The sequence below is a fragment of the Adhaeribacter aquaticus DSM 16391 genome (assembly GCF_000473365.1).
Classification (GTDB): Bacteria; Bacteroidota; Bacteroidia; order Cytophagales; family Hymenobacteraceae; genus Adhaeribacter; species Adhaeribacter aquaticus.
Genome location: NZ_KI421517.1, coordinates 661,561 through 684,419, shown reverse-complemented (window position 1 = coordinate 684,419; position 22,859 = coordinate 661,561). Strand labels below are relative to the sequence as shown.

The window sequence follows — 22,859 nt, the reverse complement described above, 5'->3', positions numbered from 1 at the left end:
AGTAGTAAAACAAGTAAAATAATTTAAATATCTCCATATCAGCTAACCTGGTAAAGGTGTAGCTGTTTTAAGTAAAGTATTGTCCATGAAACAAGGATATCGTTTTTATATTTTTTTGATTTTCTTCTTTTTAGTTAACGCCTGTACTTTAATAAAACCCTATTATAATGAGGAGGCGAGAAACTGGGAGTCTAACAAGGCTACACCGGACCCCAGTCAACTTAATTATAGTATCTTTCTTATTGGTGATGTGGGAGCGCCTAACAAAGATCCGTTAGAACCATCGCTTAAATTGCTGCAAAATGAAATAATGAAAGCCCAGGAGAAAAGTGCTACTGTTTTCCTGGGAGATAATATTTATAATTTCGGTTTAACAGAGCCCAATGCACCCGGAAGAAAAAGGGATGAAGAACGGATGAATACCCAACTGGATATTTTTAAGGGGTATAGGGGCGAAAAATACATGATTCCGGGCAACCACGATTGGGCACAAGGTACTCCGGGTGGCCTGAGAGCGGTAATCAGGCAGGAAGCTTATGTGGAAGCTTACCTAAGGGATTCTACCGTGGTAAACGGAGGTAATTTTTACGTGCCTGATCAGGGATGTCCGGGACCATTTGAGGTGATTTTGCAGGATGACGTAGTGTTAATTGTACTGGATTCGCAATGGTGGTTACAAGACCAGGAGCGTCCCTACGGTGCCAATAACTATTGTGATGTAACCGATGAGGCGGAAGTACTGACCCAGTTAGAAGATGTAATAGGGCGTAATGCCGATAAGCATGTAATGGTTGTGGCCCATCATCCCTTATTTACCAACGGTACCCATGGTGGCTATTTTACCTTAAAAGATCATTTCTTTCCGCTAACCATGCTGAAAGATTATTTGTATCTGCCAATGCCCATTATTGGGTCCATATATCCTTTTGCCCGCAAATACGGCGGAATCAGTCAGGATGTAGCTCATCCTAAATACCAGGCCTTTATTCAGGGATTAATGGGAGTTTTCCGGAAATACCCTAATGTGGCCTATACTGCCGGCCATGAGCACGGTTTGCAGTATTTTAAAGTAGATAATGTACCAACAATTGTAAGTGGTTCCGGATGTAAAACGCAGCATATAGCTGCGGGTGGACAAGCTGTTTTTGCCCACGAAGCTAAAGGATATGTAAAAGTAAATTATTATCAGAATGGAGAGGTTTGGGCAGAATTCTGGGAACCGGTAGGCGATGGCAGCGAGGGGAAAATGTTTTATAAAACCCTTATGTACAAGAAAGAGGCCAGAGCCGTAGTAGCCAAAGGCCAGGAACCTCAGATAAATTTACGTGCCGGTCGGCCAAATTACAGCGATAGTACTGTTACCGTAGCGGCTAACCCAGCTTATAAGGCCGGGGCTATAAAAAAGGTGTTGTTGGGAGAGCATTACCGCTCTATTTGGAGTACCCCGGTAAAAATGCCGCTGTTAGATTTAACTACTGAAAAAGGCGGATTACAACCATATAGAATGGGCGGCGGAAAACAAACTATTTCGCTGCGTTTGCGCAATGAAGAAGGGCGGGAATACTCCTTACGTTCCATAAATAAAAATCCAGAGGCTGTGTTACCTGAGCCCCTGCGGGAAACTTTTGCCCGTGATATTCTACAAGACCAAATCTCAGCTCAGCACCCCTACGGATCACTGGTATTGCCTACGTTGTCTAAAGCAGCCGGGGTTTTTCACGTAAATCCAAAATTAGTTTATATACCTAATGATCCTTTATTAGGTCCGTATCTGCCACGGGTAGGAAACACCGTTGCTACACTGGAAGAAAATCCAGACGAAGACCATCAGGATGTAGCCAGTTTAGGGTATGCCCGTAATTTAGTGGGTACTGAAAAAGTACTGGAAAGAAAGCAAGCCGACAACGACAATGTAATAGATGAAAAAGGTTTTGCCCGGGCCCGGTTGTTTGATATGCTGATAGGCGACTGGGACCGGCACGAAGGTCAGTGGCGGTGGGCAGAACGGAAAATGGAAGAAGGCAGATTTTATGAGCCTGTACCGAAGGACCGGGACGTAGCCTTTTTTAAAGCCGATGGTTTGATTCCGTATCTAACCACCCGTAAGTGGGCAGTGCGAAACTTCCAGAACTTTGGATATGACTATAACGATTATATCGGGCTAAATTTAACGGCTTTAACAAATGACCGTACTTTTCTTTCAAGTGTTACGAAAGAGCAATGGGTTGCTATTGCTCAGGATATAAAAGCCAAAGTTACTGATAATGTAATAGCAGAAGCCTTGCGGGAACTCCCGGAAGAGGTATATAAACAGTCGGCTCCGGAACTTGCGGCTAAATTAAAATCTCGTCGCGATCTTTTACCGGAGTTAGCGGCAAACTATCATACTTTCCTCTCTAAAATAGTTGATGTTACTGGTAGCGATAAAAGAGAACATTTTGAAATAAAACGACTTGAAGGCGGCTTGACAGAAGTGCATGTCCGGAATATTAAGCGGGACGGCACGCTAGGCAGGCATTTGTATAGGCGCACCTTTGATCCAAAGGAAACAAAAGAGATCAGGCTGTATGGGCTTGATGGGAAGGATGTATTTAATGTAACTGGTAATGCAAATAAAGGTTCCTTGATAAGGATAATTGGTGGGAATGACCGGGACAGTATTGTCGATAATTCTTCTGTAAAAGGTTTGATGCGGCGCACTTATGTTTATGATACAGAATCAAACAACGTGTTTCATTTTGGTCCGGAAACAAAAAACAAAACAGATGATTATCCGGAGGTTAATAAGTATGAGCGTACCGCACATAAAATTCCTTATGTAGGTCCAAAAATTTCTTTACAGTATAATATAGATGATCGCTTATATATAGGAGGTGGGTTTGTTTACCGCACCCATAAATTCCGGAAAGAACCTTTTGCGGCCCAACATACTTTTTTAGCAAATTATGCCTTTGTTACCTCCGCCTATAATATTAGGTATAACGGGTTATTTACAGATGTTATCAAAGATTGGGATTTAGAATTACATGCCAGCCGAAACGGACCTCAATTATTGGCTAACTATTTCGGACAAGGAAACAGAAGAGATGCAGATGAATCGCGCATTGAAGATTATAGGGTACGGTTTTCCCGGTATATAGCCTCTGCCACCCTTAACTATGATGTTTTTCATTTTGTAAAAGTAGGTATTGGTCCTAGTTTCGACATGTTTCAGGTGGAAAGGAATGAGACAGGAGCCATTGCCCGTGAGCTGATAGCCCAAACGGAGCCAACCTCTTTTGATTTAAATAAATACTTGGGCGCCCGTATGTTTATGAATATATCGGCAGTAGATAATATCATAAATCCTAAAATTGGGATACGGTGGTTAAATGAAGCTAATGTAAGTCGTCAGTTAGGCGGCGAGAATATGTCTTTCACCCGATTTGCTTCCGAGGTAAGGTTTTACCTTACACCGCACTTCCCGTTTCAGCTTACCTGGGCTGGCCGGATAGGAGGAACTCATAATTTTGGTGACTATCGCTTTTACCAGGCTAATACTTTGGGTGGTACAACCAATTTAAGAGGTTATCGGATCGCGCGGTATGCTGGCCGGAGTACCCTTTATGCTAATTTTGAGGCGCGGGTAAAGCTATCTAACTACAATATTTATTTGTTTCCTGGCAGTTTTGGAGTGTTAGGATTAGTAGATCACGGTCGGGTTTTCACAGATGATGATCCTTCAAGAAATCCCTTCAAGGGACTACATCGGGGAGTTGGTGGAGGTCTCTGGTTTGATATAGCTAAACAAGCACTAATTTCTGGTACTTATACCGTTGGAGAAAGCGAAAAACTTTTTAACGTGACCTTTGGCTTCCTGTTCTAAAAAGGATTCCATTAAAATCTATGCTATTGGTTTAAATAAAACTATGAAAATGAATAAGCTTTATTACTGGGGAGTGCTGTTGAGTTTTACATTTTTTCAGATACAGGTAAAAGCACAAGACACATCTAATCCAAGCGAATTACCGGTATCTCCAAAAGAATTTGCTAACCCATCGGTAGAGGGGATGGGCAAGAGCAAGGGAGTAGTTATTAATTACGAACGACAATCAACTTTTGGCATAAGGTCCACTTCCCCGGATCCGAGCATAGGCAACCGGGAGGGAGATGTGCGGCGAAATAATAAATTTAATGTAAAGTTTTATGTGCCGGCCCTTAATAATCCACATTTAAAGATAATTGCTGGTTTTGATTATTCTTTTGAAGAATTTAATTTTAACTACCCGCAGCCTCCGGCTTATAAATTTTATAATAACATAGAAGATAAAAATTTAAAAAGCCTTGGCGGCCAAGTGGTGGTATTACGGCCTATAAATGAGCGAAATTATTTCATTTTCCGGGTTAAAGGTGAGTTGAACGGGGATTATGAATCGCACCAGGTAGCAGTGCCGGATTACCTGAAAACGACAGTAGAGTTTTTGTATGGCTGGAAGAAAAGCCCGATGCTGTCTTATGGCGTGGGAGCTCAATTAGGTTATGTACTTGGGCGCCGCCGTATTTATCCTGCCTTTTTATATAACCGCACCTTTAATGCAAAATGGGGCTTAGAATCTATTTTGCCGGCCAGGTTTGATATCAGGTATAACGCCTCCGAAAAATCTTTGTGGTTTGCCGGACTCTCTGTGGATGGTGCCAATTATAACATAAATGTGGTAGATCCTAAATTTACTAATTTGGAAACGATGGAGTTACGTAGGTCGGAAGTTAGGGGCCGGGTGCGCTGGGAGCGGGAAATATACGACTTCTTGTGGGTTGGAGCAGAAGCAGGCTATCGGGTAAATTTTTCTTTTGATGTATTTGATAAAGAAAGCAACAACGGCTTCCTTTTTTCTAAACGAGGAGAACCCTTAATTGATAACCGATTAAAAGGTTCGCCATTATTTAAAGTAGAAGTTTTCCTGGTGCCGCCAAGAAGATTCCTAAAACAATAAATATCCACTTCAGGTAAATAAAAAAGCAGCCATTTAAAAATGAGGCTGCTTTTTTTATACTGTATACTTTTTAAGAACAGGTAGTTTTATCGGCCCGGAATATCTAATAGCCTGGTGCTTTTTTTCAGGGTACGGAGAACTATGAATAATACGGCTCCAAGAACAAAAACTGCTTGCCATAAAACATCAACTTTAATTTCTTCTAAAACAAAAAAGTTACTGATAATATTAATCAAAACAAAAGATACGACGGTAGCAAACATACCATTGTATTCACGTTTTAAAACGTTTCGGAAAGAGAAATCTAGTTTGGAAGGTACCCAACCAGATAAACGGGGGAAGAAAGCGGGTGTCCGGCTGGCCCAGTTTTCGTAATCAGCTGAGTAGTGGCGGCGCAGGAACTCTTCTTCTGCATACATGATGCGCTCGTAATAAATCCAGTAAGCTAAAGCGCATATTAGTACAAACCACCAAACACCAATAAACATAAAGAGCCCCAGCCACATTAAAAAGTTGCCCAAATAAAGCGGGTGCCGCACCACGGAGTATATACCGGTTTGGTTTAACGTTTCTGCTACCTGACCTTGTGAGGTATTACGACCTGAAGTTCCTTTGGGAGTAAAACCTACAGTAATAGCCCGGACTACCTGACCTGAAAAAGAAACTAGAAAGCAAAAGATGCCCCAGCGGTCATTGGAAATATAGTGATGGGTAGTTTCCGGGTAAAAATAAATAATAGCAATGGCAAATGGGTATAACAATACCGGTAACCAACTTCTTCTTACAAAAAGCCAATTGCCATTTTGTTCAAACTCTTCTCTTAAAGGCATGGATTAAAATACAACTTTACCCGTAGGTATTAGGAAGTCAAAAGTACATAAAAACATTTAGTTTGAAATAATCTTATCAACTCTTCCTTTGCAATAAGTTACTCTTAATTTTATGCCTTATCATGCAATACACATGTGTTATTTAGCCTAAATATTTAATCCATTCATTTAAAGTAGGTAGGTACTTATGGTTTTATAAATACCTATTTGCTACTGGGTTCGCTTTCGGATGGCTTTTCGAGCGCGGGGTTCAACTGCTTTAAATAATCGTACTTAGCATACTGAGATCTTACCTCAGGTTCCTGAGACCGGCGCAAATAAATATTGCGGGAGTTACGGGCTTTTACATTGTCCTTTCTTTCAAACTCTACCATATCCCTAACTTCCTGTTGTAGTTTGGGGTCTAGCAACGGAAATCCTACTTCTATCCGGCGGCTTAAGTTCCGGGTCATCCAATCGGCAGAAGCCACATAAAGCCGTTCCTGATTATTATTACAGAAAATATAAACCCGCGCGTGTTCCAGGTACCGATCTATAACACTACGTACCGTTATATTATCACTTAAACCCGGAATTCCCGGAATTAAGCTGCAGATGCCGCGCACAATAAGTTCTACCTGTACGCCGGCTTTGCTGGCTTCGTACAACTTCATTATCATGCGCTCATCCTGTAAGGCATTCATCTTTAAAATCATGTAGGCCGGTAAGCCTTTTTTTGCGTTTCGTATTTCTTCGTTTATAAGCTGCGTAAATTTTTCCCGCATATTAAACGGAGCCACTAATAAGTTTTTAAATCGCTTATTAGGTAAGCGATCTGTAAAGAACTGGAACACTTTCTCTACATCTTTGGTAATGCGGGTATCAGCGGTAAAAATGGCATGATCGGCATATATATAGGAGGTAACTTCATTAAAATTGCCGGTGCTCAAATAGGCATAACTTACCATTTTTTGACCTTCCTGTCGGGTTACTAAACCTATTTTACTATGCACCTTCAGGTCCGGAATACCATAAATTACCGTTGCCCCGGCCTTCTCTAATTTGCGAGCCCAATAGATATTAGATTCTTCATCAAAGCGGGCCTTTAATTCTACTACCACCGTAACTATCTTTCCATTTTTTGCTGCCTTCACCAAGGCTTTAGCTACCTGCGATTTTTCTGCCACCCGGTATAGCGTAGCACTTATAGATTTCACGGCCGGATCTACAGCTGCTTCGGAAAAAAAACGAATTACATACTCAAAGGACTGGTAAGGATAATGTAATAAAAAATCCTGGTGATGAATAGCCTCTAACAAACTTTTATGGAAACGCAATTGCGGATGGGGCAAAGTTGGTTGCGGTTCGTATTTTAAATCGGGCAAATTAAAGTTAGGAAAACCAAAAAAATCCCGGAAATTATGGTATTTGCTGCCTGGTATTAATTCATCGGAGGTTATGCCGGTTTTATCCTGAATGATTTTTAATAAAGAATGAGGGGTATCTGCATCAAATAGCAAACGAGCAGGATATCCGGTTTCTCGTTTTTTTAAGCTTTTCTGAATTTTGGCCATTAAATTTCCGGATACTTCCTCTTCAATATCCAGCTCTGCATCCCGCGAAATTTTTATGGCATAAGCCTGCGCACTTATGTAATCGGGAAATACTTGCGGCAAAAAGTAACGGATTACATCATCCAAAAACATAAAGTAACGGTTTTCGCCTTGCGTAGGTAGTTTCACAAAACGACCGCCGTGTTTTTTTACCGGTACCTCCAGTAAGGCAAATGCCTCTTGCGCTAAATGCGAGTGGCGTGGTTGAACGAGACGAATAATCAAGTATTCTACCTGATCTTTTAAAAAGAAATAACTTAAGCCGTTTAGCAGTACGGGAGCAAGAATGTCCTTTATATGTTCTTCGTAATAACCTTTTAAAAATTCCTCCTGTTCAGGCTGTAATTCTTTTTCAGTTACCAGAAATATTTGCTGCTTTTTTAGGTCTTCCAGAATTTGCGTCCGGAAAATTACTCCGAGTTCATCCTGCTGTCGGGCAACCTCCTCCAGTACCTGTTCCAGTTCCTGAGCCGGATCTTCCGTTAATTTTTCCCGGGTCTTTTTCTTAAGTTTAATAAGCCGTTTTAGCGTGGCTACCCGTACCTTAAAATATTCATCCAGATTAGAAGAAAAAATAGCCATGAATTTAATGCGTTCCAGTAAAGGCACAGAAGCGTCTTTAGCCTCCTGCAATACTCTATAGTTAAAAGCCAGCCAGCTTAATTCACGGTTTAGAAATTTTTTATCTTTTTCCATAATAGATTATCTGCCAGGTAAGCATAGAAAAAGCAGTTTACTTTTGCTAATGCGTTTTATACCTGTTTAAGCTCAAAAAATAATGCTTCATCACCAACCAGGCAATCAGCTAGTGGTGTTTTATTTGTATACTTGTATTAAGAATGGTTTTTGGGATAATCAAAGAAAAGAAAGGTGCTGTTTTCTTTAGTTATCTCGCGCCAGGTAGTACAGGTAAAGTTAAGGCCCACCACGCCGGCAGTTGGTATTTCAGCAATTATTTCTGGCGAAATCAAATTGGCCACTTCGGTAATAGAGTAATTATGACCAAGTAATAATACCTTGTCAAACTGGTTAGGTATACTCCTGATAATATCCAGCAGCTCGTGCTTGTTGGCTTTATAAATGCTTTCCTCAATAGCTATTTTTTCCGCGTCATATTCTAATTCTTTGGCCACCAGGGTTGCGGTGGTAAGCGCCCTAACGGCAGAGCTGGACATAATCAGGTCTATTTCTATTTCTCTGGATACTAGTTCCCGGCCCATGAGCGGCGCATCTTTCCGACCCCGGTTGTTTAGTGGTCGGTCGTGGTCGCTAAGGTCTTCAAAATCCCAACTGGATTTGGCATGACGCATTAAGAATAAGGTTTTCATAGGTTAGTGTTTAACTAGTACAGGGTTTATGCCTTTTACTTATTTTTAATTAAAAAGATGCTTTCTCTATATTAAGTGGCTTGCTAGCTTTAAGCAGCATAGCAGTACACTAGAAATAAAAAAGAGTATAAGCTGACTTATACTCTTCACCTAATTTATTAAAGTCTTATTTGAATGGTTCTTGTAACCATTATTATTGGTTATTATCTAATGGCTGCTCAATATTATTAGGATAACGCACAAAATGAACGGCCGCAATTCTACGGGAGAGTTCTTCCCGCAGGGTATCAATGTTTAGGCGTTCGGCCGCCGAAATAAATATAGCCGGCGCATGCATTTTGGCCATATAGGTTGTTTTTAGTTCTTCTATCGTTGGCCTTTCCGCACCTTCTCCCATATCATTCATCTCATCTGCTTCCTGTACCCGGTACTGGTCTATTTTATTAAATACCAGCATTACCGGTTTATCAGCAGATTCTATATCCTTAAGAGTTTGATTTACTACTTCAATGTGTTCTTCAAAGGAAGGATGCGAAATGTCTACTACGTGAATCAGTAAATCAGCTTCTCGGATCTCATCTAGCGTAGATTTAAAGCTTTCAATTAAACGGGTAGGCAGTTTCCGGATGAAACCTACAGTATCAGAAAGCAAAAATGGTATGTTATCAATGACTACCTTTCGTACAGTAGCATCCACGGTAGCAAATAGCTTGTTTTCAGCGAATACTTCTGATTTGGAAAGCAGGTTCATTATAGTAGATTTGCCTACGTTGGTATAACCTACCAAGGCTACGCGTACCATTTCAGTCCGGGATTTACGCTGCTGGAAATTTTGCTTATCCAGCTTTTCGAGTTTATCTCGAAGCAACGCAATTTTGTCCCGCACAATCCGTCTGTCAGTTTCAATCTCTGTTTCACCAGGACCACGCATTCCAACTCCACCTTTCTGCCGCGATAAGTGGGTCCAGAGGTTGGTAAGCCGAGGTAAAAAGTATTGGTACTGGGCCATTTCAACCTGCGTGCGGGCCTGTGCTGTTTTTGCCCTAATAGCAAAAATATCCAGGATAAGTAAGCTCCTATCAACAATTTTAACGCCTAATTCGGCTTCAAGATTTCGAACCTGGGAAGGCGTAAGGTCATCATCAAAAATGACCATATCTATATTAAACTCTTTTACAAAAGCCTTTATTTCTTCAAGTTTTCCTTTGCCTACATAGGTCCGGATATCCGGTTTATCCAGCTTTTGTATGAACCGCTTTACAGTAACGGCGCCTACTGTTTCGGTTAAAAAAGCTAATTCATCTAAATATTCGTTTGTTTTTTCCTCTGCCTGAAGTTTGTTTGGTACGGCAACTAAAATAGCCGTCTCTTGTTCCTTTGCAGTTTCGTGAAGTTTTTTTGCCATGTAATTTATTTATTTCGCCATTTCAGCTATACCAATTTTTATTAATGGTTACCAGCCACTTTTACTGGAACCAGTCAAGTGTATACGCAGAATGCGTGGGTAAAAGTAATTAATCCTACCAGAAAAGATGTATTAAAATAACTGAATCTAAATAGAGTAAAAAACAGTAAAGGTGGGAAACCCTAAAAATACTTAATATCTGTCCGGCTATCTTATATTTGTCTCCGGAACCAACGCTTCTTATGCGCATCGCCATTGTAATAAATAAATCCTGGAACATTTACAATTTTAGGATGGGATTGGTAAAAGCTTTCTTGAAATTAGGACATGAAGTTATTGCTATTGCTCCCGAAGATGAGTATTCTCCCAAGTTGATAGCGGCTGGCTGCCAGTATGTGCCGGTTGAAATGGAGAATAAAGGGACTAATCCGCTACAGGATTTGCTTTTGACCAAGCAGTTTTACAATGTCTACCGACAGGTAAAGCCGGATGTTATTCTGCAGTATACAATTAAGCCTAATATTTATGGTACTATTGCCGCTAAATTAGCCGGTATTCCCACCATTAATAATGTGTCGGGCCTGGGTACAGTATTTATTGTAAAAAATTTTGTTTCGAAGGTAGCATTAGCCTTATACAAATTTGCTTTTCAGTTTCCGGCTAAAGTTTTTTTTCAGAATGAAGATGACCGGCAGCTTTTTCTGGAAAATAAATTAATAAAAAACAAGATAACCGATGTCTTGCCCGGTTCAGGTATTGATACAGATAAATTTAAGCCTGCAGAAGTCTTTATCCGGAATCCGGATTTCACCTTTTTGATGATAGCCCGGGTGCTATATGAAAAAGGGGTAGTAGAATATGTAGAGGCGGCCCGGATAATCCGGCAGAAATATCCGAATGTACGAGTGCAATTATTAGGCGGAATAGATGAATCCGGTAACGTAGGTATTAAACGAGCAGTTTTTGAACCATGGGTACAAGAAGGGGCTATTGAATATTTAGGCGTTTCGGATGATGTGGCGGCGCATATTGCCAAAGCAGATTGCATTGTGTTGCCTTCTTACCGGGAAGGTACTCCAAAAACATTGTTAGAAGCAGCGGGTATGGGTAAGCCTATCATTACTACTAATGTGCCGGGCTGCAAAGAAACCGTCATAGATGGTTATAATGGATTTCTATGCGAAGTGCGAAATGCCGTTGATTTAGCCCAAAAGATGATTGAGATGTATGAATTATCCAATGCAGCTTTAGAGCGCATGAGTAAGGCCAGCAGGCAATTGGCCGTGGAAAAGTTTGATGAACGTTTTGTTATAAGTAAATATTTATCGGCTATACAATCTGTAAAAACTAAATGAGTTTATGCTTAGCTTTACAACCGGAAAAAAAATCAATACCAAATGGAGTTTAAAAGATATCCGATTGAAGGCATTATAGAAATCATACCCCGCAAATTTGGAGATCCACGAGGTTATTTCTTTGAATCGTATAGTCAAAAAGTTTTTGCAGAGGCAGGAATAGACGTTACATTTGTTCAGGATAACGAGTCTTTCTCGCAAAAGGGAGTATTACGAGGCCTGCATTTTCAGAAACCACCTTACGCGCAGGGTAAACTAGTCCGAGTTTCCAGAGGCAGCGCTTTGGATGTAGCAGTAGATATTCGGAAAGATTCACCTACTTACGGGCAGCATGTAACCTGTTTGTTAAACACAGAGCAGAACAACATGTTTTATGTGCCGGAAGGATTTGCGCATGGTTTTGTAGCCTTGGAAGATAATACTACTTTTTTATATAAGTGCACCAATTACTATCATCCGGCTTCGGAAGGGGGGATTATCTGGAATGATCCGGCTCTGGGCATAAACTGGAATATTACTGATCCATTGGTATCTGCTAAAGATCAAATATTACCAACATTGGCCAAGCTTAATTCTCCTTTTTAGTTAATGTATAAAAAAAAGGTGCCAACTTGAAATTATATAGCTGACACCTTTTTTTTAAATTAAATCGGGGATATTATTTTCTGGAAGTAATTAATATTAGTTGCTTCTAATATTAATTACTTCCAGAAAATAATGTTTTTTTGTTGAACTTAAAGCTTATAAAAGTTCTACCAGGTTTTCCAGCCCCATCCCTCTGGATCCTTTAACTAAAATACTAGCGTTTTGAATAGGATTGGTTTGTAGCCACTCCTGGAGCTTATCCCGGTTCTGGAAATAAATAAATTCGGGATGCTGGGCTGCCGCGGCCTGCATTTCTTTTCCGCATAAAATTACTTGGTCAAAACCAGATGCAGCAGCCAACTGCCCTAACTTTTCGTGTTCTTCAACACTATCCGGACCAAGCTCAAACATATCACCCAGAATAACTACTTTCTTGTTGGCTTTAGCTTTTGCAAAATTTGTAACTGAGGCACTCATAGAAGAAGGATTAGCATTGTAGGCATCCAGTAAAATAGTGTTGCTACCTTTTTGTACTACCTGCGAACGGTTATTGGAAGGAGTATAACCGGCCACTGCCTCGTTAATTTTTTCAATAGGCACTTCAAAATATTTTCCTACACAGGAAGCCGCCGCAATATTTTCAAAATTATATTCTCCTATTATTTGCGTGGTTACTGTGGCGCCGTTTTCTGATTTATAGATAACAAAAGGTGAAGCCTCCAGAAACTCGCAATGAAAGAAGTCTTGAGTTGCCGGATACATAACTTTATTCTGAATGCGACGAGCCATGCGCATTAAATGTTCATTTTGACTGTTTATAAAAACAAGTCCTTGGTGGTTGTCCAGGTGCAGATACAATTCGCTTTTAGCACGGGCTACGCCTTCAAAACTTCCAAAGCCTTCTAAGTGGGCTTTGCCAATATTGGTAATTAAACCATGAGTAGGCAAGGCTATACTACAGAGCTGAGCAATCTCGTTTAAATGGTTGGCGCCCATTTCTATAATGGCCATATTGTGTTCGGGCTTAATGCTAAGTACCGTAATGGGCACACCTATGTGGTTATTTAAATTGCCTTTGGTATAAAGGGTATTATATTTCTGGCTTAAAACGGCATTAGTTAGTTCCTTGGTAGTAGTTTTGCCGTTACTACCTGTAATGCCTATAACCGGTATAGTTAGCTTTTGCCGGTGATAGCGGGCCAGATCCTGTAAGGCCTGAAGTGTGTCTTCCACCACAATACAACGGTCGGTGGCGTAAGTGGCATCGTCTATTACAGCATATAGGGCGCCTTTGGCTAAAGCTTGTTCGGCAAAACGAGCACCTTTAAAATTAGGACCGTTCAAGGCAAAGAACAGCGAATTATTCTGTTCCGCCCGGGAGTCGGTGCTTACGTACTGGCACTGTAAATATTTTTGATATAGAGCTTCTATGCTTTCAGCCATTATTTGGTGTAGTTTTATTTTAAATTTAAAGCCAATGAAACACTTGCGACTCGTAGCGCTTTTTAGCTTTCTTTTCTGGTTTCAATCAGTAGTTGCGCAGCAGCAATATACGTTTCAATTCCGGAATGATGTAAAAATAGTTATTGATTCTGATACATTAAAGAATGCCTGGGCAGGTGGCATTAATAGTGCTGTTTTATCTAAAATAGATCTTAATGGCGACGCCACGGAAGATTTGTTTATTTTTGACCGAACTCACAGTAAAATTTATACTTTTTTAGCTAAAGAGTATAATAGCGGGTGGCAGTGGCAATATGCGTCGCAATTCGAATTGCTTTTTCCGGCTGATTTAAACAGCTGGGTTTTATTGCGCGATTACAACCAGGATGGCCTAAAAGATATTTTTACTAAAACCAGCCAGGGAATAAAAGTTTATAAGAATACTACAACAGCGGGTGGTTCCCTTTCTTTTGAATTGGCAAAAGAGTTTATCCGCTTTAATAATAATGCAAACCTACAGGTAAGTGGTGATAATTTACCGGCCTTGCAAGATATGGACAACGACGGTGATTTAGATATTCTGACTTTCGATTTTTCGGGCAGTACAGCAATTGAGTATTACCGGAACCAACAGATGGAGGAAAACTTGTCCGGCGAAATCTTGAAATTTACTTTAGAAACCAGCAAGTGGGGCAATGTAAGCCGTTGCCAGCATGTTTGTAATGGATATGTGTTTAATGGCAATTGCCGAACAGCTGGCACAAACCATAACGATGGAGTTTCCTTACTCGCTATAGATCTGGATGGAGATCTGGATAAAGACATTTTAGTAAGCAGCGATGCCTGCCCGGATTTAGCCAGGATTATTAATAGTGGTAATCCCACGGTGGCAGCTATGACGAGTGCCGATTTGCAGGTAGCATTTCCTAACAATACCACCAGGGCCAGCCTGAATTACCACCCCGTGGCTTACTACGAAGATGTAGATTTTGATAATAAACCAGACTTATTTGTTTCGCCTTTTGTTAGAAGCAACACCAATGATGAAATAAATTTTTCGCAATCGGGGTGGTTCTACAAAAATACCAGCAATACTAATGTGCCGGCTTTTAATTTTCAGCGACCAGATTTCCTGCAGAAAGATATGGTGGATGTGGGAGAGCAATCGGCACCAGCCTTGGCAGATGTAGATGCCGACGGTGATTTAGATTTGCTGGTTGGTAGCGGAACGGGAACTATTTGGTTTTTCCGGAATAAAGGTACTGCTAGCAAGGCTGTTTTTGAACGTGAAAGCTTTAACTATTTAAATCTAAGCAGCTTGAATATTCGAAATATCAGGCCTCAATTTACAGATATCAACAGCGATGGTACTTTAGATTTAGTGTTAGCAGGTACATCCGGTTCGGCCGGGACTATAAAGTATGTGTTAAATACCGGGGCTGCTGGTTCTCCTTTTAAATTTGATTTATCCGCTGTAAAAACGCTGTCTGTCGGTACTGGAGTGGGCGATAATCCAGCTTTTTATGACATAGACGCCGATGGAGATAAGGATTTGATTTTAGCTTCAAATATTTATCCAACTGAGAAAAGTGGCGCCCTCCGCTATTACCGGAATACGGGTACGCCAGCGAATCCAGTTTTTACGTTAGCTAATGAAGCGTGGGGTAATATTGCTGCTGATTTTAACAGGCGTAATGTCTTTCCTTTGATAATGGATTTAAACCAGGATAATAATCCGGAACTTTTATTGGCCGATGAAACGGGTGAGATCCGGATTTACAGTGATTTTCTGCAAAATACGAGTAGTACCTTTACTTATGCTTCTGATATATTAATGAACCCAGGCAGCAATGCCTACCAGGCTAGCAAACTTGGCGGTGGACTTACTTTGGCCGCGGCAGATTTGGATGGCGACCGCAAGCCCGAAATAATTTCTGGTAGTCAGGGGGGAGGCTTACATTTGTTTAATCAGCAGGTTCGTGGCGCCTTGGGAAATAAAGAGCCAGTAGAAGCTATCTTAAAGTCGGTGGTTTATCCTAATCCGGCTACAAATGAAATTACGGTAGAGAGTGCAAAAAAGGTGACAGTTAGCATTTATAATATAACAGGACAGCTAGTATTGCCAGCTACCGGGCAATATCTTTTAACTCAGAAAATAAATACAGATACCTTACAACCTGGTCTTTATGTCGTTCAACTCGAAACCCAGGAGCATACACGAATTGGTTATAAATTAATTATTCAGAAATAATGGCTACGGCTTTTTTATTTATTCAATTAGCAGAGTCTGCCTCTTTTATGTACCAGCAACCGTTGTTAAACTGGGTAAAAGCACATTGGCCTCAGACGGATATTATAGATATCGACTCGCAATCAGATGATTCTCTGGTGAGCTACGTGGTTAGATTGGCCAAAGAATCAGAGCAGCTAGTTGTGTATTTCAGAACTTCATTCCCCAACATGGCTTTAGGAAAAGCATTTCGGGTGGTAGAGGAAATTATTGGGGAACGTAAACCTAACTTAATATTATTGGAAGGAACACATCGCCAGTTATCTGGAATTTTTGGTGCGAGGGAATATTTAAATTTTGTACAGGCAACAACTGAAGAACCGTTAAAAGCGGAACTGGAGAAGTTTTTAAACCTTAGTATTTAAATGGATAGAATCAGCATCCAGGTAAGCTGGGAAAACTTCCCTATATTTTTCTAAAGCACTTTTGCTAAGACGAATGGTGTGCATATCTACGGCGTGGTCGCGTTGCCAGAGTATTTCGCCAGAAGGCCCATGTACAACAGAACCACCCGAATAATAAATACCATTGCCATCTACACCCACCCGGTTTACACCCGCAACATAAGCTAAATTTTCAATAGCCCGGGCCTGCAATAAAGCTTTCCAGGCCAAACTGCGTTTGTCGGGCCAGCTGGCAATGTAAATTAATAAATCATAAGCATTATTTAAGTTGCGGCTCCAGATTGGAAAACGCAGATCATAACAAATAAGCGGGCAAATGTTCCAACCTTTTATTTGTTCAATTAATCTGGAAGTGCCCGCGCCAAAAGTATGGTGTTCATTAGCCATCCGGAACAAGTGTCGCTTATCGTAGTAAGAATAACTGCCATCCGGACGCATCCAGATTAGTCGGTTAAAATTCTGCCCGTTTTCCTGAATAATTAAGCTCCCGGTAATAACAGCTTTATTTTTAGCCGCCTGCTCAGTTAGCCACTGCATGGTAGGACCAGCCATGCTTTCAGCTAAATTAGGAGCTTCCATGGTAAATCCGGTCGTAAACATTTCCGGTAATATAATTAAGTCGGTGTTCCTGCCCAGGCGCTCAAATTGCTCTTCAAGTTGGTGTCGGTTGGCCTCGGGGCTATGCCAGCGAAGAGCGGTTTGAATGAGCGTTATGGTCAGGTCCTGCATCATAAGAAAGTTTGCCTTCAGGTTTTAGATTAGCTTTCCAGTAAAAAAACTTTTTACAAGTTACATAATTTATCGGCGGCAAGTCGCAAAGTATCTTCATTTTTAGCAAAGCAGAACCGCAAAATTTTGTTGTCTTGCCGGTTCTGGTAAAAAACCGAAATAGGAATGGCCGCTACCCCTAACTCGCGGGTTAAACGTTTAGCAAACGTCAAATCTGGTTCATTGGTAATATGCTGGTAACTTACTAATTGAAAATAAGTACCGGGAGAAGGGGTCAATGTAAACTTGGAACGGGCCAATAACTGGCAGAATAAGTCCCGCTTTTGTTGGTAGAAGTGAGGTAAGTTTAAGTAATGTTCTTTATTATCTAAAAAATCGGCAAGGGCGTATTGAATGGGCGTAACGGTGCTAAAAGTTAAGTATTGGTGGATTTTTCGAAACTCGGTAGTTAGTGCCGGGGGAGCAATACAATAACCAACCTTCCAGCCCGTAGCATGATAAGTTTTACCGAAGGAAGATATTACAAAGCTTCGGGCTGCTAAGGCTTTATGCCGCAAAAGGCTTTGGTGCTGACGTCCATCAAAAACAATATGTTCATACACCTCATCCCCAATTATGTACATGCCCGTATGGTCTGCTATTTGGGCTAGATTTTCTAAATCTTCGCGGGTTAAAACAGCTCCGGTTGGGTTGTGCGGGGAATTAAGAATAAGTAAGCGCGTTTTGGAAGTAATTTTGGCTGCTACCGCTTCCCAGTCGATTGAGAAATCCGGAAGGGTTAGTTGTACAAATACCGGAATACCGCCATTCAATACAATAGCCGGTACATAAGAGTCGTAAGCCGGTTCTATTACAATAACCTCATCGCCGGGGTTTACTACGGCTGCAATAGCCGCAAATAATGCTTCAGTAGCGCCGGAGGTTATGGTAATTTCTGTTTCAGGGTTGGGTGTATGTTGGTAAAGAAGCTGGGTTTTAAGGCTGATTTGCTCCCGCAGCGTAGTTAAACCAGCCATAGGCGCATATTGGTTAAAACCAGCTTTGGTATAATGGCTAACTAAATCGGCCAGAATTGTTGGGCAATTAAAATCCGGAAACCCCTGCGAAAGATTAATGGCTCCGTATTCTGAAGCTAATTGTGACATAACCGTAAAAATACTGGTACCAACAGCCGGTAGTTTCGAGTCAGGAATCACGTTTAAGTTGTAAAAGGTCCAGAAATGAAGCGGGCCAGAAGGCTAATCAGCGTTGGCAGGAAAATAATCTTTAATTATTTCTTTCACATCATGATCGGCAAGAGGTTTGGAAAAATGCCTTTTTACCTCTTCGTAAGTTTCCAGTTTTTTCAAATCGTAAAAACTGGCCGAAGAAGTAAGCATCATGATTGTAGTAGGTGCTGTTTTACTTAAACCTAATGTTTTGTAAGCTTCCAAAAATTCAAAGCCATCCATAATAGGCATTTTAATGTCTAAAAATATCAGGTCCGGGCAAGGGTTTAAAGCTGTTCCGTCGGTGCCGCAGACAGAGTTCTTGATGTAAGTTAAAGCCTGTTCTCCGTTTGTAAAAACTTTTATTTCGTGAGCAGCATTGGTACGTTGTAAAGTTCGTTTATTAACGTAATTGGTAGTGTCATCATCGTCCACTAATAAGATCAGATCTAAAGGTCTCATTCGGTAAAGCTAGTAATTTTTTTAAATCATTTTAAAATAAACCCGGAAAGTGCTGCCTTCATTTTCTTTGCTTTCTACCTGAACATACCCGTTGTTATTTTGCATTATCCGGTTTATAATATAAAGCCCTAAGCCTGTACCCGGTACATGGTTATGGAAGCGTTTAAACATTTGAAAAAGCTTATTTTGATGTTGGTCTAAATTGAGGCCCAGGCCGTTATCCTGCACGCTCAATACGTTATAATCATCCTGGGGAGTTATACTGATTTTTACTACAGGCAGCCGTTCAGGTGAGGCATATTTAATGGCATTACTCACCAGGTTATACAAAATGCTCCGCAAATTAGCCCGGGAAAAATTTATTTTAGGACAGCCTGTAAAATCTGTTAGAATGGTAGCACCAGCGGTTTTAATCATTTCCTGAATACTCAACTTTACCTCTTCCAGAAGTTCTGGTACATTTATTTCTTCTGTTTCGGCATCTATATTCTTCTGGATTTTAGCTATCTCGGATAAGTCTGTAATAGTGGTATGTATCTGTTCCAGCGATTTATGAAACATTTGAATAAGTTTCACATTATCCGGATCTGTAAATTCACAATTGGCGACTAACTCTTCAAAAATGCTTCCCATGTTAATAATAGGAAGTTTTAAATCGTGCGAAGCGGTATAAACAAACCGGTCTAAGTCATCATTCCGTTTTGTAAGCTCATTATTGATAGCAATTAAATTTTGCTGGGCTATTTTTTGCTCATGAATATCGGTGTTGGTGCCTACCCACATTGCCACTTCCCCTGTATCATTTTTCATGGGAATACCCCGGCTTAAGTGCCACCGGTAGGTTCCATCGGCATTTACCAGCCGGTGTTCCATCTGAAAATCAGTAGCTTGTTGTAGCGCATTTTCCCAGATTACGGTGGTTAAGTGCTGGTCTTCAGGATGAAAAGCTTTCGTCCAGCCAAAGCCTTTTAGGTTCTCAAATGATAGGCCTGTATAAGTTAGCCAATGCTGGTTAAAATAATCTATATAACCATCAGCTTGGGCGGTCCAGACTTTTTGTGGCATAGCTTCGGCCAGGAAGCGGAAACGGTTGGTACTTTCTTCCAGTTTTTCCTGAATAAGTTTTTGTTCGTGAATGTCAGTACAGGTGCCAAACCATTTAACAATAGTGCCATACTGATCGCGCATGGGAACTCCTCGGCCCAAAAACCAACGGTAAGTACCATCAAATTTGCGCAACCGGTATTCTATTTCGTAGGGTTCGCCGGTTTTGGCCGAATTATTCCATTTTACCAGGGTAAGCGGTAAGTCTTCCGGGTATAAAGCATCCTCCCAGCCCCAACCTAGACTTTGCAACGGATCTACGCCTGTATATTGCTGCCATTGTTGGCTAAAGTAATCTACAGAACCATCTGGGTGAGCCGACCAAACCAGTTGGGGTACAGACTCAGCTAAGAACCGGAAATTTTCTTTTTCGTGCTGGAGGCGGTTTGCCAGCGCCTGGGCCTGATGCTTGGCCAGTACCTGCTCTGTAACTTCTACCGCAAAGCACATAACGCCTTCTACTTGCCCTTTTTCATTTAAAAGGGGTTGAATAGAAAAATTAAAAAAGCCGGAATCCATTTCCCCATTACCGTAGCGGTCATAATTTAAAGGATACTCATTGCTTTTATAGGCTGTGCCTGAATGGTATACATTTTCAATAATGTGAATAAAATCTTGAGCTTCCAGTTCTGGCCAGGCCTCTTTGGCCGGTAAACCTATAAAAGTCCGGTTATTGTATAATTTATTAAAGCTAGGGTTGGTAAAAGCGCAAACTAAGTTTTCCGTCCGGAGCATGAAAAACAAAATTGGTGCATCCGAAAGCATGCGTTGCAGATACGCATCCCGCTCCAGAATTACCTGTTGTACTTCTTTTTGTTCCTGAATATCAATAGATGTACCAAACCATTTTACAATGGCACCAGCTTCATCACGCATGGCATGGGCCCGGGAAAGAATCCAGCGAAACTCGCCACTTTCAGAATGAATGCGGTGTTCTATTTCGTAAGGCCGCCCGGTATTTACCGATTGAATCCATTTATTAACTGTGTCTTCCCGGTCTTCCGGATGAATAACTGTAGACCAGTCAAAATCAGGATTATTTACCTGGTGTTTGCCTATGTAGTTATAATAATGTTTATTCCGATAATCGGTGGTGCCATCCGGGTTGCTGGTCCAGATAAAGGCGGGAACAGTATCTGATAAGAACTGAAAACGTTTAGTGCTTTCTATTAAATGCTCATTTAGTTTTTTCTGGGCATCAATATCGGTTGCCGTTCCTACCCACTTAATTATTTCTCCATTGGTATTATATTTAGGAGTGGCCCGGGCTAATGTCCAGCGGTATTCCCCGTTTTTAGCCCTAATATGGACTTCCATTTCAAAAGGCTGGCCTAGCATCAGGTTAGTACGCCATTGGGTTGCAACTTGCTCCCTGGTGTCAGGAGGCAGAAGTTCTGAGAAATGAAAAGTGGCAGATTTATCTTTGCCTACGTAATCCAGGTAATATTTATTCCGGTAATCTGTAACGCCATCAGGATTAGTCGTCCAAATAAAAGTAGGAACGGAATCAGCTAAAAACTGAAAGAAATCCGCTTGTTCCTGTAATTGTTTTTCATACTTCTTCTGCAGGGTTATATCCAGCATGGAACCGATCATGCGGCATGGTTTTCCCTGTTGATCGTAATGCAAATAGCCCCGGTCCAGAATAAAACAATAGGAACCGTCGGCACATAAAAACCGGTATTCATCTGACCAGAACTTATCACCGTTAGCTTTAACTTTTTGTAAACTTGCGGATACCCTATCCCGGTCTTCAGGATGAATGAGGTGGTACCAGGAGGTAAGGGTAGCGTCTATTTGAATATAACCAAATAAGGTTTTATAGGCTTCGTTCCAGGTAATAACATCGGTCTCCAGGTTCCAGTCCCAAACAGCATCATTGGTAGCTAATGATAAGGTTTCGAAGCGTTCCTTGTTTTGTTTAGCTTCCTGAGATGCTAAATACTCATTGGTTATATCTTTCGCTTCATGCAAAATATATAGTAGTTGCCCTAGCTCATCAAAAACCGGCGTATTTACTGTGTGCCAGTATTTTGTTTCACTTTGGCCATGCGGGATGGCTACCGTAATGCAATCTGTTCCCAGATTATGTGGCTTCTGGTATTGGATAAGAAAATTTAAAGAGTTTTGCCATTTTTGCTGATGGTCAGATACGGTGCCGGGTAAAAATTTAGCACAAAATTCTGCCATGCAAGTGCCAATAAGGTCAGACTCAGTAGTGCCGCTAACCCGCTCAAAACTTTTGCTGACTGCCAGTATTTTAAACTCTGGCGAAACAGCAACAAGAAGACCTGGTAAAGCTCTGAAAATTGCTCTAAAGTTAATACTGGAATCGGGCAGATTCGATATCATGGGGTAACTGAATGTAATTGAAATTCAGGAAATAGGCTTTGTAAGTAAATGTAAAGGTTTTATCGGTTGGATTTAAAAAAAATGCTTAAAAACAGAAAATAAGAAATAAAGTTTGCAGATTTACGCTTTCTTTAAATATCTACGTAGTAATACTTATTCGTGCAATTCATACTTCAGGAGTTTTGGGGTTGAATTGAATAGGAGATAGTGAAGACAAGCATTGAGTAGCAGCATTGGCTATAGGTAGCGGGTTTAATGAATAACCTTTATAATACATTAAAAATCTAGTAGGGCAAAAACGTATGGCACTTGAAGTGTTGGTTCGTAAACCATTTATAGAAATTTCCTATGATACAGAAGGGAAATGGATTTATGCGAACTGGTTAGGTTTTAATACGGTAAGAACAGTAAAGGAGGGATGTGAGGATATTTTACAAGCCCTGAAACAATATTCTTCTGACCGGGTACTGAATGATAACACCCATGTGCAGGGTATATGGTCAGGTGCTTCTGAATGGGTGGCGGTAGATTGGTTTCCGCGCATGCGGGATGCCGGGATGAAATGGTTTGGCTGGGTTTACTCACCAAGTGTTTTTAGCCAACTTTCTACTGATAAAACATTAAATCACACCAATGAAGGTTTTGTGAAAACCTTTTATGATTATGAACATGCCGCACAATGGCTACGCTCTGTTTAAAAGTTAAATAACTTATTTAGTAATCAAAATTAAGAGGCCTTTTAAAAAGTATATAACCTACTATATACTTTTTAAAAGGCCTCTTAATTTTAGTAGTTTAC

At 40.8% G+C, this 22,859-nt stretch carries 16 protein-coding genes; 7 read left to right on the top strand and 9 right to left on the bottom strand.

Annotated elements, in window-relative coordinates; all coding sequences use genetic code 11:
- The first annotated feature begins 85 nt into the window (after positions 1-85).
- Together ADHAQ_RS0105040 and ADHAQ_RS0105035 are read left to right on the top strand one after the other, a co-directional pair.
- The gene (locus ADHAQ_RS0105040; protein ID WP_051359718.1) at positions 86-3,865 is read left to right on the top strand and encodes a metallophosphoesterase; all 3,780 of its coding nucleotides are present in this window, start codon (positions 86-88) and stop codon (positions 3,863-3,865) included.
- A gap of 43 nt (positions 3,866-3,908) precedes the next feature.
- A complete protein-coding gene (locus tag ADHAQ_RS0105035) occupies positions 3,909-4,973 on the top strand; it encodes a DUF6268 family outer membrane beta-barrel protein (RefSeq protein WP_157433346.1) in 1,065 nt (354 codons plus the stop codon).
- Between the two features lie 86 nt (positions 4,974-5,059).
- On the opposite strand, the gene ADHAQ_RS0105030 is transcribed toward ADHAQ_RS0105035, so the two are convergent.
- The 4 genes from ADHAQ_RS0105030 to hflX all read right to left on the bottom strand — a co-directional run bounded on the left by ADHAQ_RS0105030 (position 5,060) and on the right by hflX (position 10,128).
- Complete coding sequence (locus ADHAQ_RS0105030) at positions 5,060-5,803, bottom strand: methyltransferase family protein (RefSeq protein ID WP_026462013.1); 744 nt, start codon at positions 5,801-5,803, stop codon at positions 5,060-5,062.
- A gap of 203 nt (positions 5,804-6,006) precedes the next feature.
- Positions 6,007-8,091 carry a polyphosphate kinase 1 gene (gene ppk1, locus ADHAQ_RS24540; RefSeq protein ID WP_034256591.1) on the bottom strand — a complete coding sequence of 695 codons (2,085 nt, stop codon included), beginning with the start codon at positions 8,089-8,091 and terminating at the stop codon, positions 6,007-6,009.
- 137 nt (positions 8,092-8,228) lie between these two features.
- Positions 8,229-8,723, bottom strand: coding sequence for a SixA phosphatase family protein (locus ADHAQ_RS0105020; RefSeq protein WP_026462012.1), 495 nt, complete (start codon positions 8,721-8,723; stop codon positions 8,229-8,231).
- A gap of 193 nt (positions 8,724-8,916) precedes the next feature.
- Positions 8,917-10,128, bottom strand: coding sequence for a GTPase HflX (gene hflX / locus ADHAQ_RS0105015; protein WP_026462011.1), 1,212 nt, complete (start codon positions 10,126-10,128; stop codon positions 8,917-8,919).
- Between the two features lie 242 nt (positions 10,129-10,370).
- Between hflX and ADHAQ_RS0105010 the strand changes: the two genes are divergently transcribed.
- Both ADHAQ_RS0105010 and rfbC read left to right on the top strand, forming a co-directional pair.
- Positions 10,371-11,483 (top strand): glycosyltransferase family 4 protein, encoded by a 1,113-nt coding sequence (locus tag ADHAQ_RS0105010; protein ID WP_026462010.1) that lies wholly within the window; start codon positions 10,371-10,373, stop codon positions 11,481-11,483.
- Between the two features lie 42 nt (positions 11,484-11,525).
- Positions 11,526-12,068 (top strand): dTDP-4-dehydrorhamnose 3,5-epimerase, encoded by a 543-nt coding sequence (gene rfbC, locus ADHAQ_RS0105005; protein WP_026462009.1) that lies wholly within the window; start codon positions 11,526-11,528, stop codon positions 12,066-12,068.
- 156 nt (positions 12,069-12,224) lie between these two features.
- Here rfbC and ADHAQ_RS0105000 read toward each other — a convergent pair whose 3' ends face one another.
- Entirely contained in the window at positions 12,225-13,511 is a 1,287-nt protein-coding gene (locus tag ADHAQ_RS0105000; protein WP_026462008.1) for a UDP-N-acetylmuramoyl-tripeptide--D-alanyl-D-alanine ligase, read from the bottom strand.
- A 34-nt stretch (positions 13,512-13,545) separates the two neighbouring features.
- Here ADHAQ_RS0105000 and ADHAQ_RS0104995 point away from each other — a divergent pair, with 34 nt between their 5' ends.
- Entirely contained in the window at positions 13,546-15,762 is a 2,217-nt protein-coding gene (locus ADHAQ_RS0104995; protein ID WP_169727982.1) for a T9SS type A sorting domain-containing protein, read from the top strand.
- Complete coding sequence (locus tag ADHAQ_RS0104990) at positions 15,762-16,166, top strand: hypothetical protein (protein WP_026462006.1); 405 nt, start codon at positions 15,762-15,764, stop codon at positions 16,164-16,166. The genes ADHAQ_RS0104995 and ADHAQ_RS0104990 overlap by 1 nt, the downstream gene beginning before the upstream one ends.
- Here ADHAQ_RS0104990 and ADHAQ_RS0104985 read toward each other — a convergent pair.
- From ADHAQ_RS0104985 to ADHAQ_RS0104970, 4 genes are all read right to left on the bottom strand, one after another.
- Positions 16,149-16,937, bottom strand: a complete 789-nt coding sequence (locus tag ADHAQ_RS0104985) for an amidohydrolase (RefSeq protein ID WP_342667267.1) — start codon at positions 16,935-16,937, stop codon at positions 16,149-16,151. The two genes, ADHAQ_RS0104990 and ADHAQ_RS0104985, sit on opposite strands and share 18 nt — an antisense overlap.
- A gap of 50 nt (positions 16,938-16,987) precedes the next feature.
- A complete protein-coding gene (locus ADHAQ_RS0104980) occupies positions 16,988-18,079 on the bottom strand; it encodes a methionine aminotransferase (RefSeq protein ID WP_051360152.1) in 1,092 nt (363 codons plus the stop codon).
- A 93-nt stretch (positions 18,080-18,172) separates the two neighbouring features.
- Positions 18,173-18,604 (bottom strand): response regulator, encoded by a 432-nt coding sequence (locus tag ADHAQ_RS0104975; protein WP_026462003.1) that lies wholly within the window; start codon positions 18,602-18,604, stop codon positions 18,173-18,175.
- Between the two features lie 21 nt (positions 18,605-18,625).
- Positions 18,626-22,060, bottom strand: a complete 3,435-nt coding sequence (locus tag ADHAQ_RS0104970; RefSeq protein ID WP_026462002.1) for a PAS domain-containing protein — start codon at positions 22,058-22,060, stop codon at positions 18,626-18,628.
- A 302-nt stretch (positions 22,061-22,362) separates the two neighbouring features.
- Here ADHAQ_RS0104970 and ADHAQ_RS0104965 point away from each other — a divergent pair, with 302 nt between their 5' ends.
- Positions 22,363-22,758, top strand: a complete 396-nt coding sequence (locus tag ADHAQ_RS0104965; RefSeq protein WP_034256589.1) for a hypothetical protein — start codon at positions 22,363-22,365, stop codon at positions 22,756-22,758.
- The last annotated feature ends 101 nt before the right edge of the window (positions 22,759-22,859 follow it).

Coding starts and splice junctions, on each gene's coding strand:
- ADHAQ_RS0104975 (WP_026462003.1), bottom strand. CDS start 18,604: ATGAGACCTTTAGATCTGATCTTATTAGTGGACGATGATGACACTACC.
- ADHAQ_RS0105010 (WP_026462010.1), top strand. CDS start 10,371: ATGCGCATCGCCATTGTAATAAATAAATCCTGGAACATTTACAATTTT.
- ADHAQ_RS0105040 (WP_051359718.1), top strand. CDS start 86: ATGAAACAAGGATATCGTTTTTATATTTTTTTGATTTTCTTCTTTTTA.
- ADHAQ_RS0105020 (WP_026462012.1), bottom strand. CDS start 8,723: ATGAAAACCTTATTCTTAATGCGTCATGCCAAATCCAGTTGGGATTTT.
- ADHAQ_RS0105000 (WP_026462008.1), bottom strand. CDS start 13,511: ATGGCTGAAAGCATAGAAGCTCTATATCAAAAATATTTACAGTGCCAG.
- rfbC (WP_026462009.1), top strand. CDS start 11,526: ATGGAGTTTAAAAGATATCCGATTGAAGGCATTATAGAAATCATACCC.
- ADHAQ_RS0104990 (WP_026462006.1), top strand. CDS start 15,762: ATGGCTACGGCTTTTTTATTTATTCAATTAGCAGAGTCTGCCTCTTTT.
- hflX (WP_026462011.1), bottom strand. CDS start 10,128: ATGGCAAAAAAACTTCACGAAACTGCAAAGGAACAAGAGACGGCTATT.
- ppk1 (WP_034256591.1), bottom strand. CDS start 8,091: ATGGAAAAAGATAAAAAATTTCTAAACCGTGAATTAAGCTGGCTGGCT.
- ADHAQ_RS0105030 (WP_026462013.1), bottom strand. CDS start 5,803: ATGCCTTTAAGAGAAGAGTTTGAACAAAATGGCAATTGGCTTTTTGTA.
- ADHAQ_RS0105035 (WP_157433346.1), top strand. CDS start 3,909: ATGAAAATGAATAAGCTTTATTACTGGGGAGTGCTGTTGAGTTTTACA.
- ADHAQ_RS0104965 (WP_034256589.1), top strand. CDS start 22,363: ATGGCACTTGAAGTGTTGGTTCGTAAACCATTTATAGAAATTTCCTAT.
- ADHAQ_RS0104985 (WP_342667267.1), bottom strand. CDS start 16,937: ATGATGCAGGACCTGACCATAACGCTCATTCAAACCGCTCTTCGCTGG.
- ADHAQ_RS0104995 (WP_169727982.1), top strand. CDS start 13,546: ATGAAACACTTGCGACTCGTAGCGCTTTTTAGCTTTCTTTTCTGGTTT.
- ADHAQ_RS0104970 (WP_026462002.1), bottom strand. CDS start 22,060: ATGATATCGAATCTGCCCGATTCCAGTATTAACTTTAGAGCAATTTTC.
- ADHAQ_RS0104980 (WP_051360152.1), bottom strand. CDS start 18,079: ATGTCACAATTAGCTTCAGAATACGGAGCCATTAATCTTTCGCAGGGG.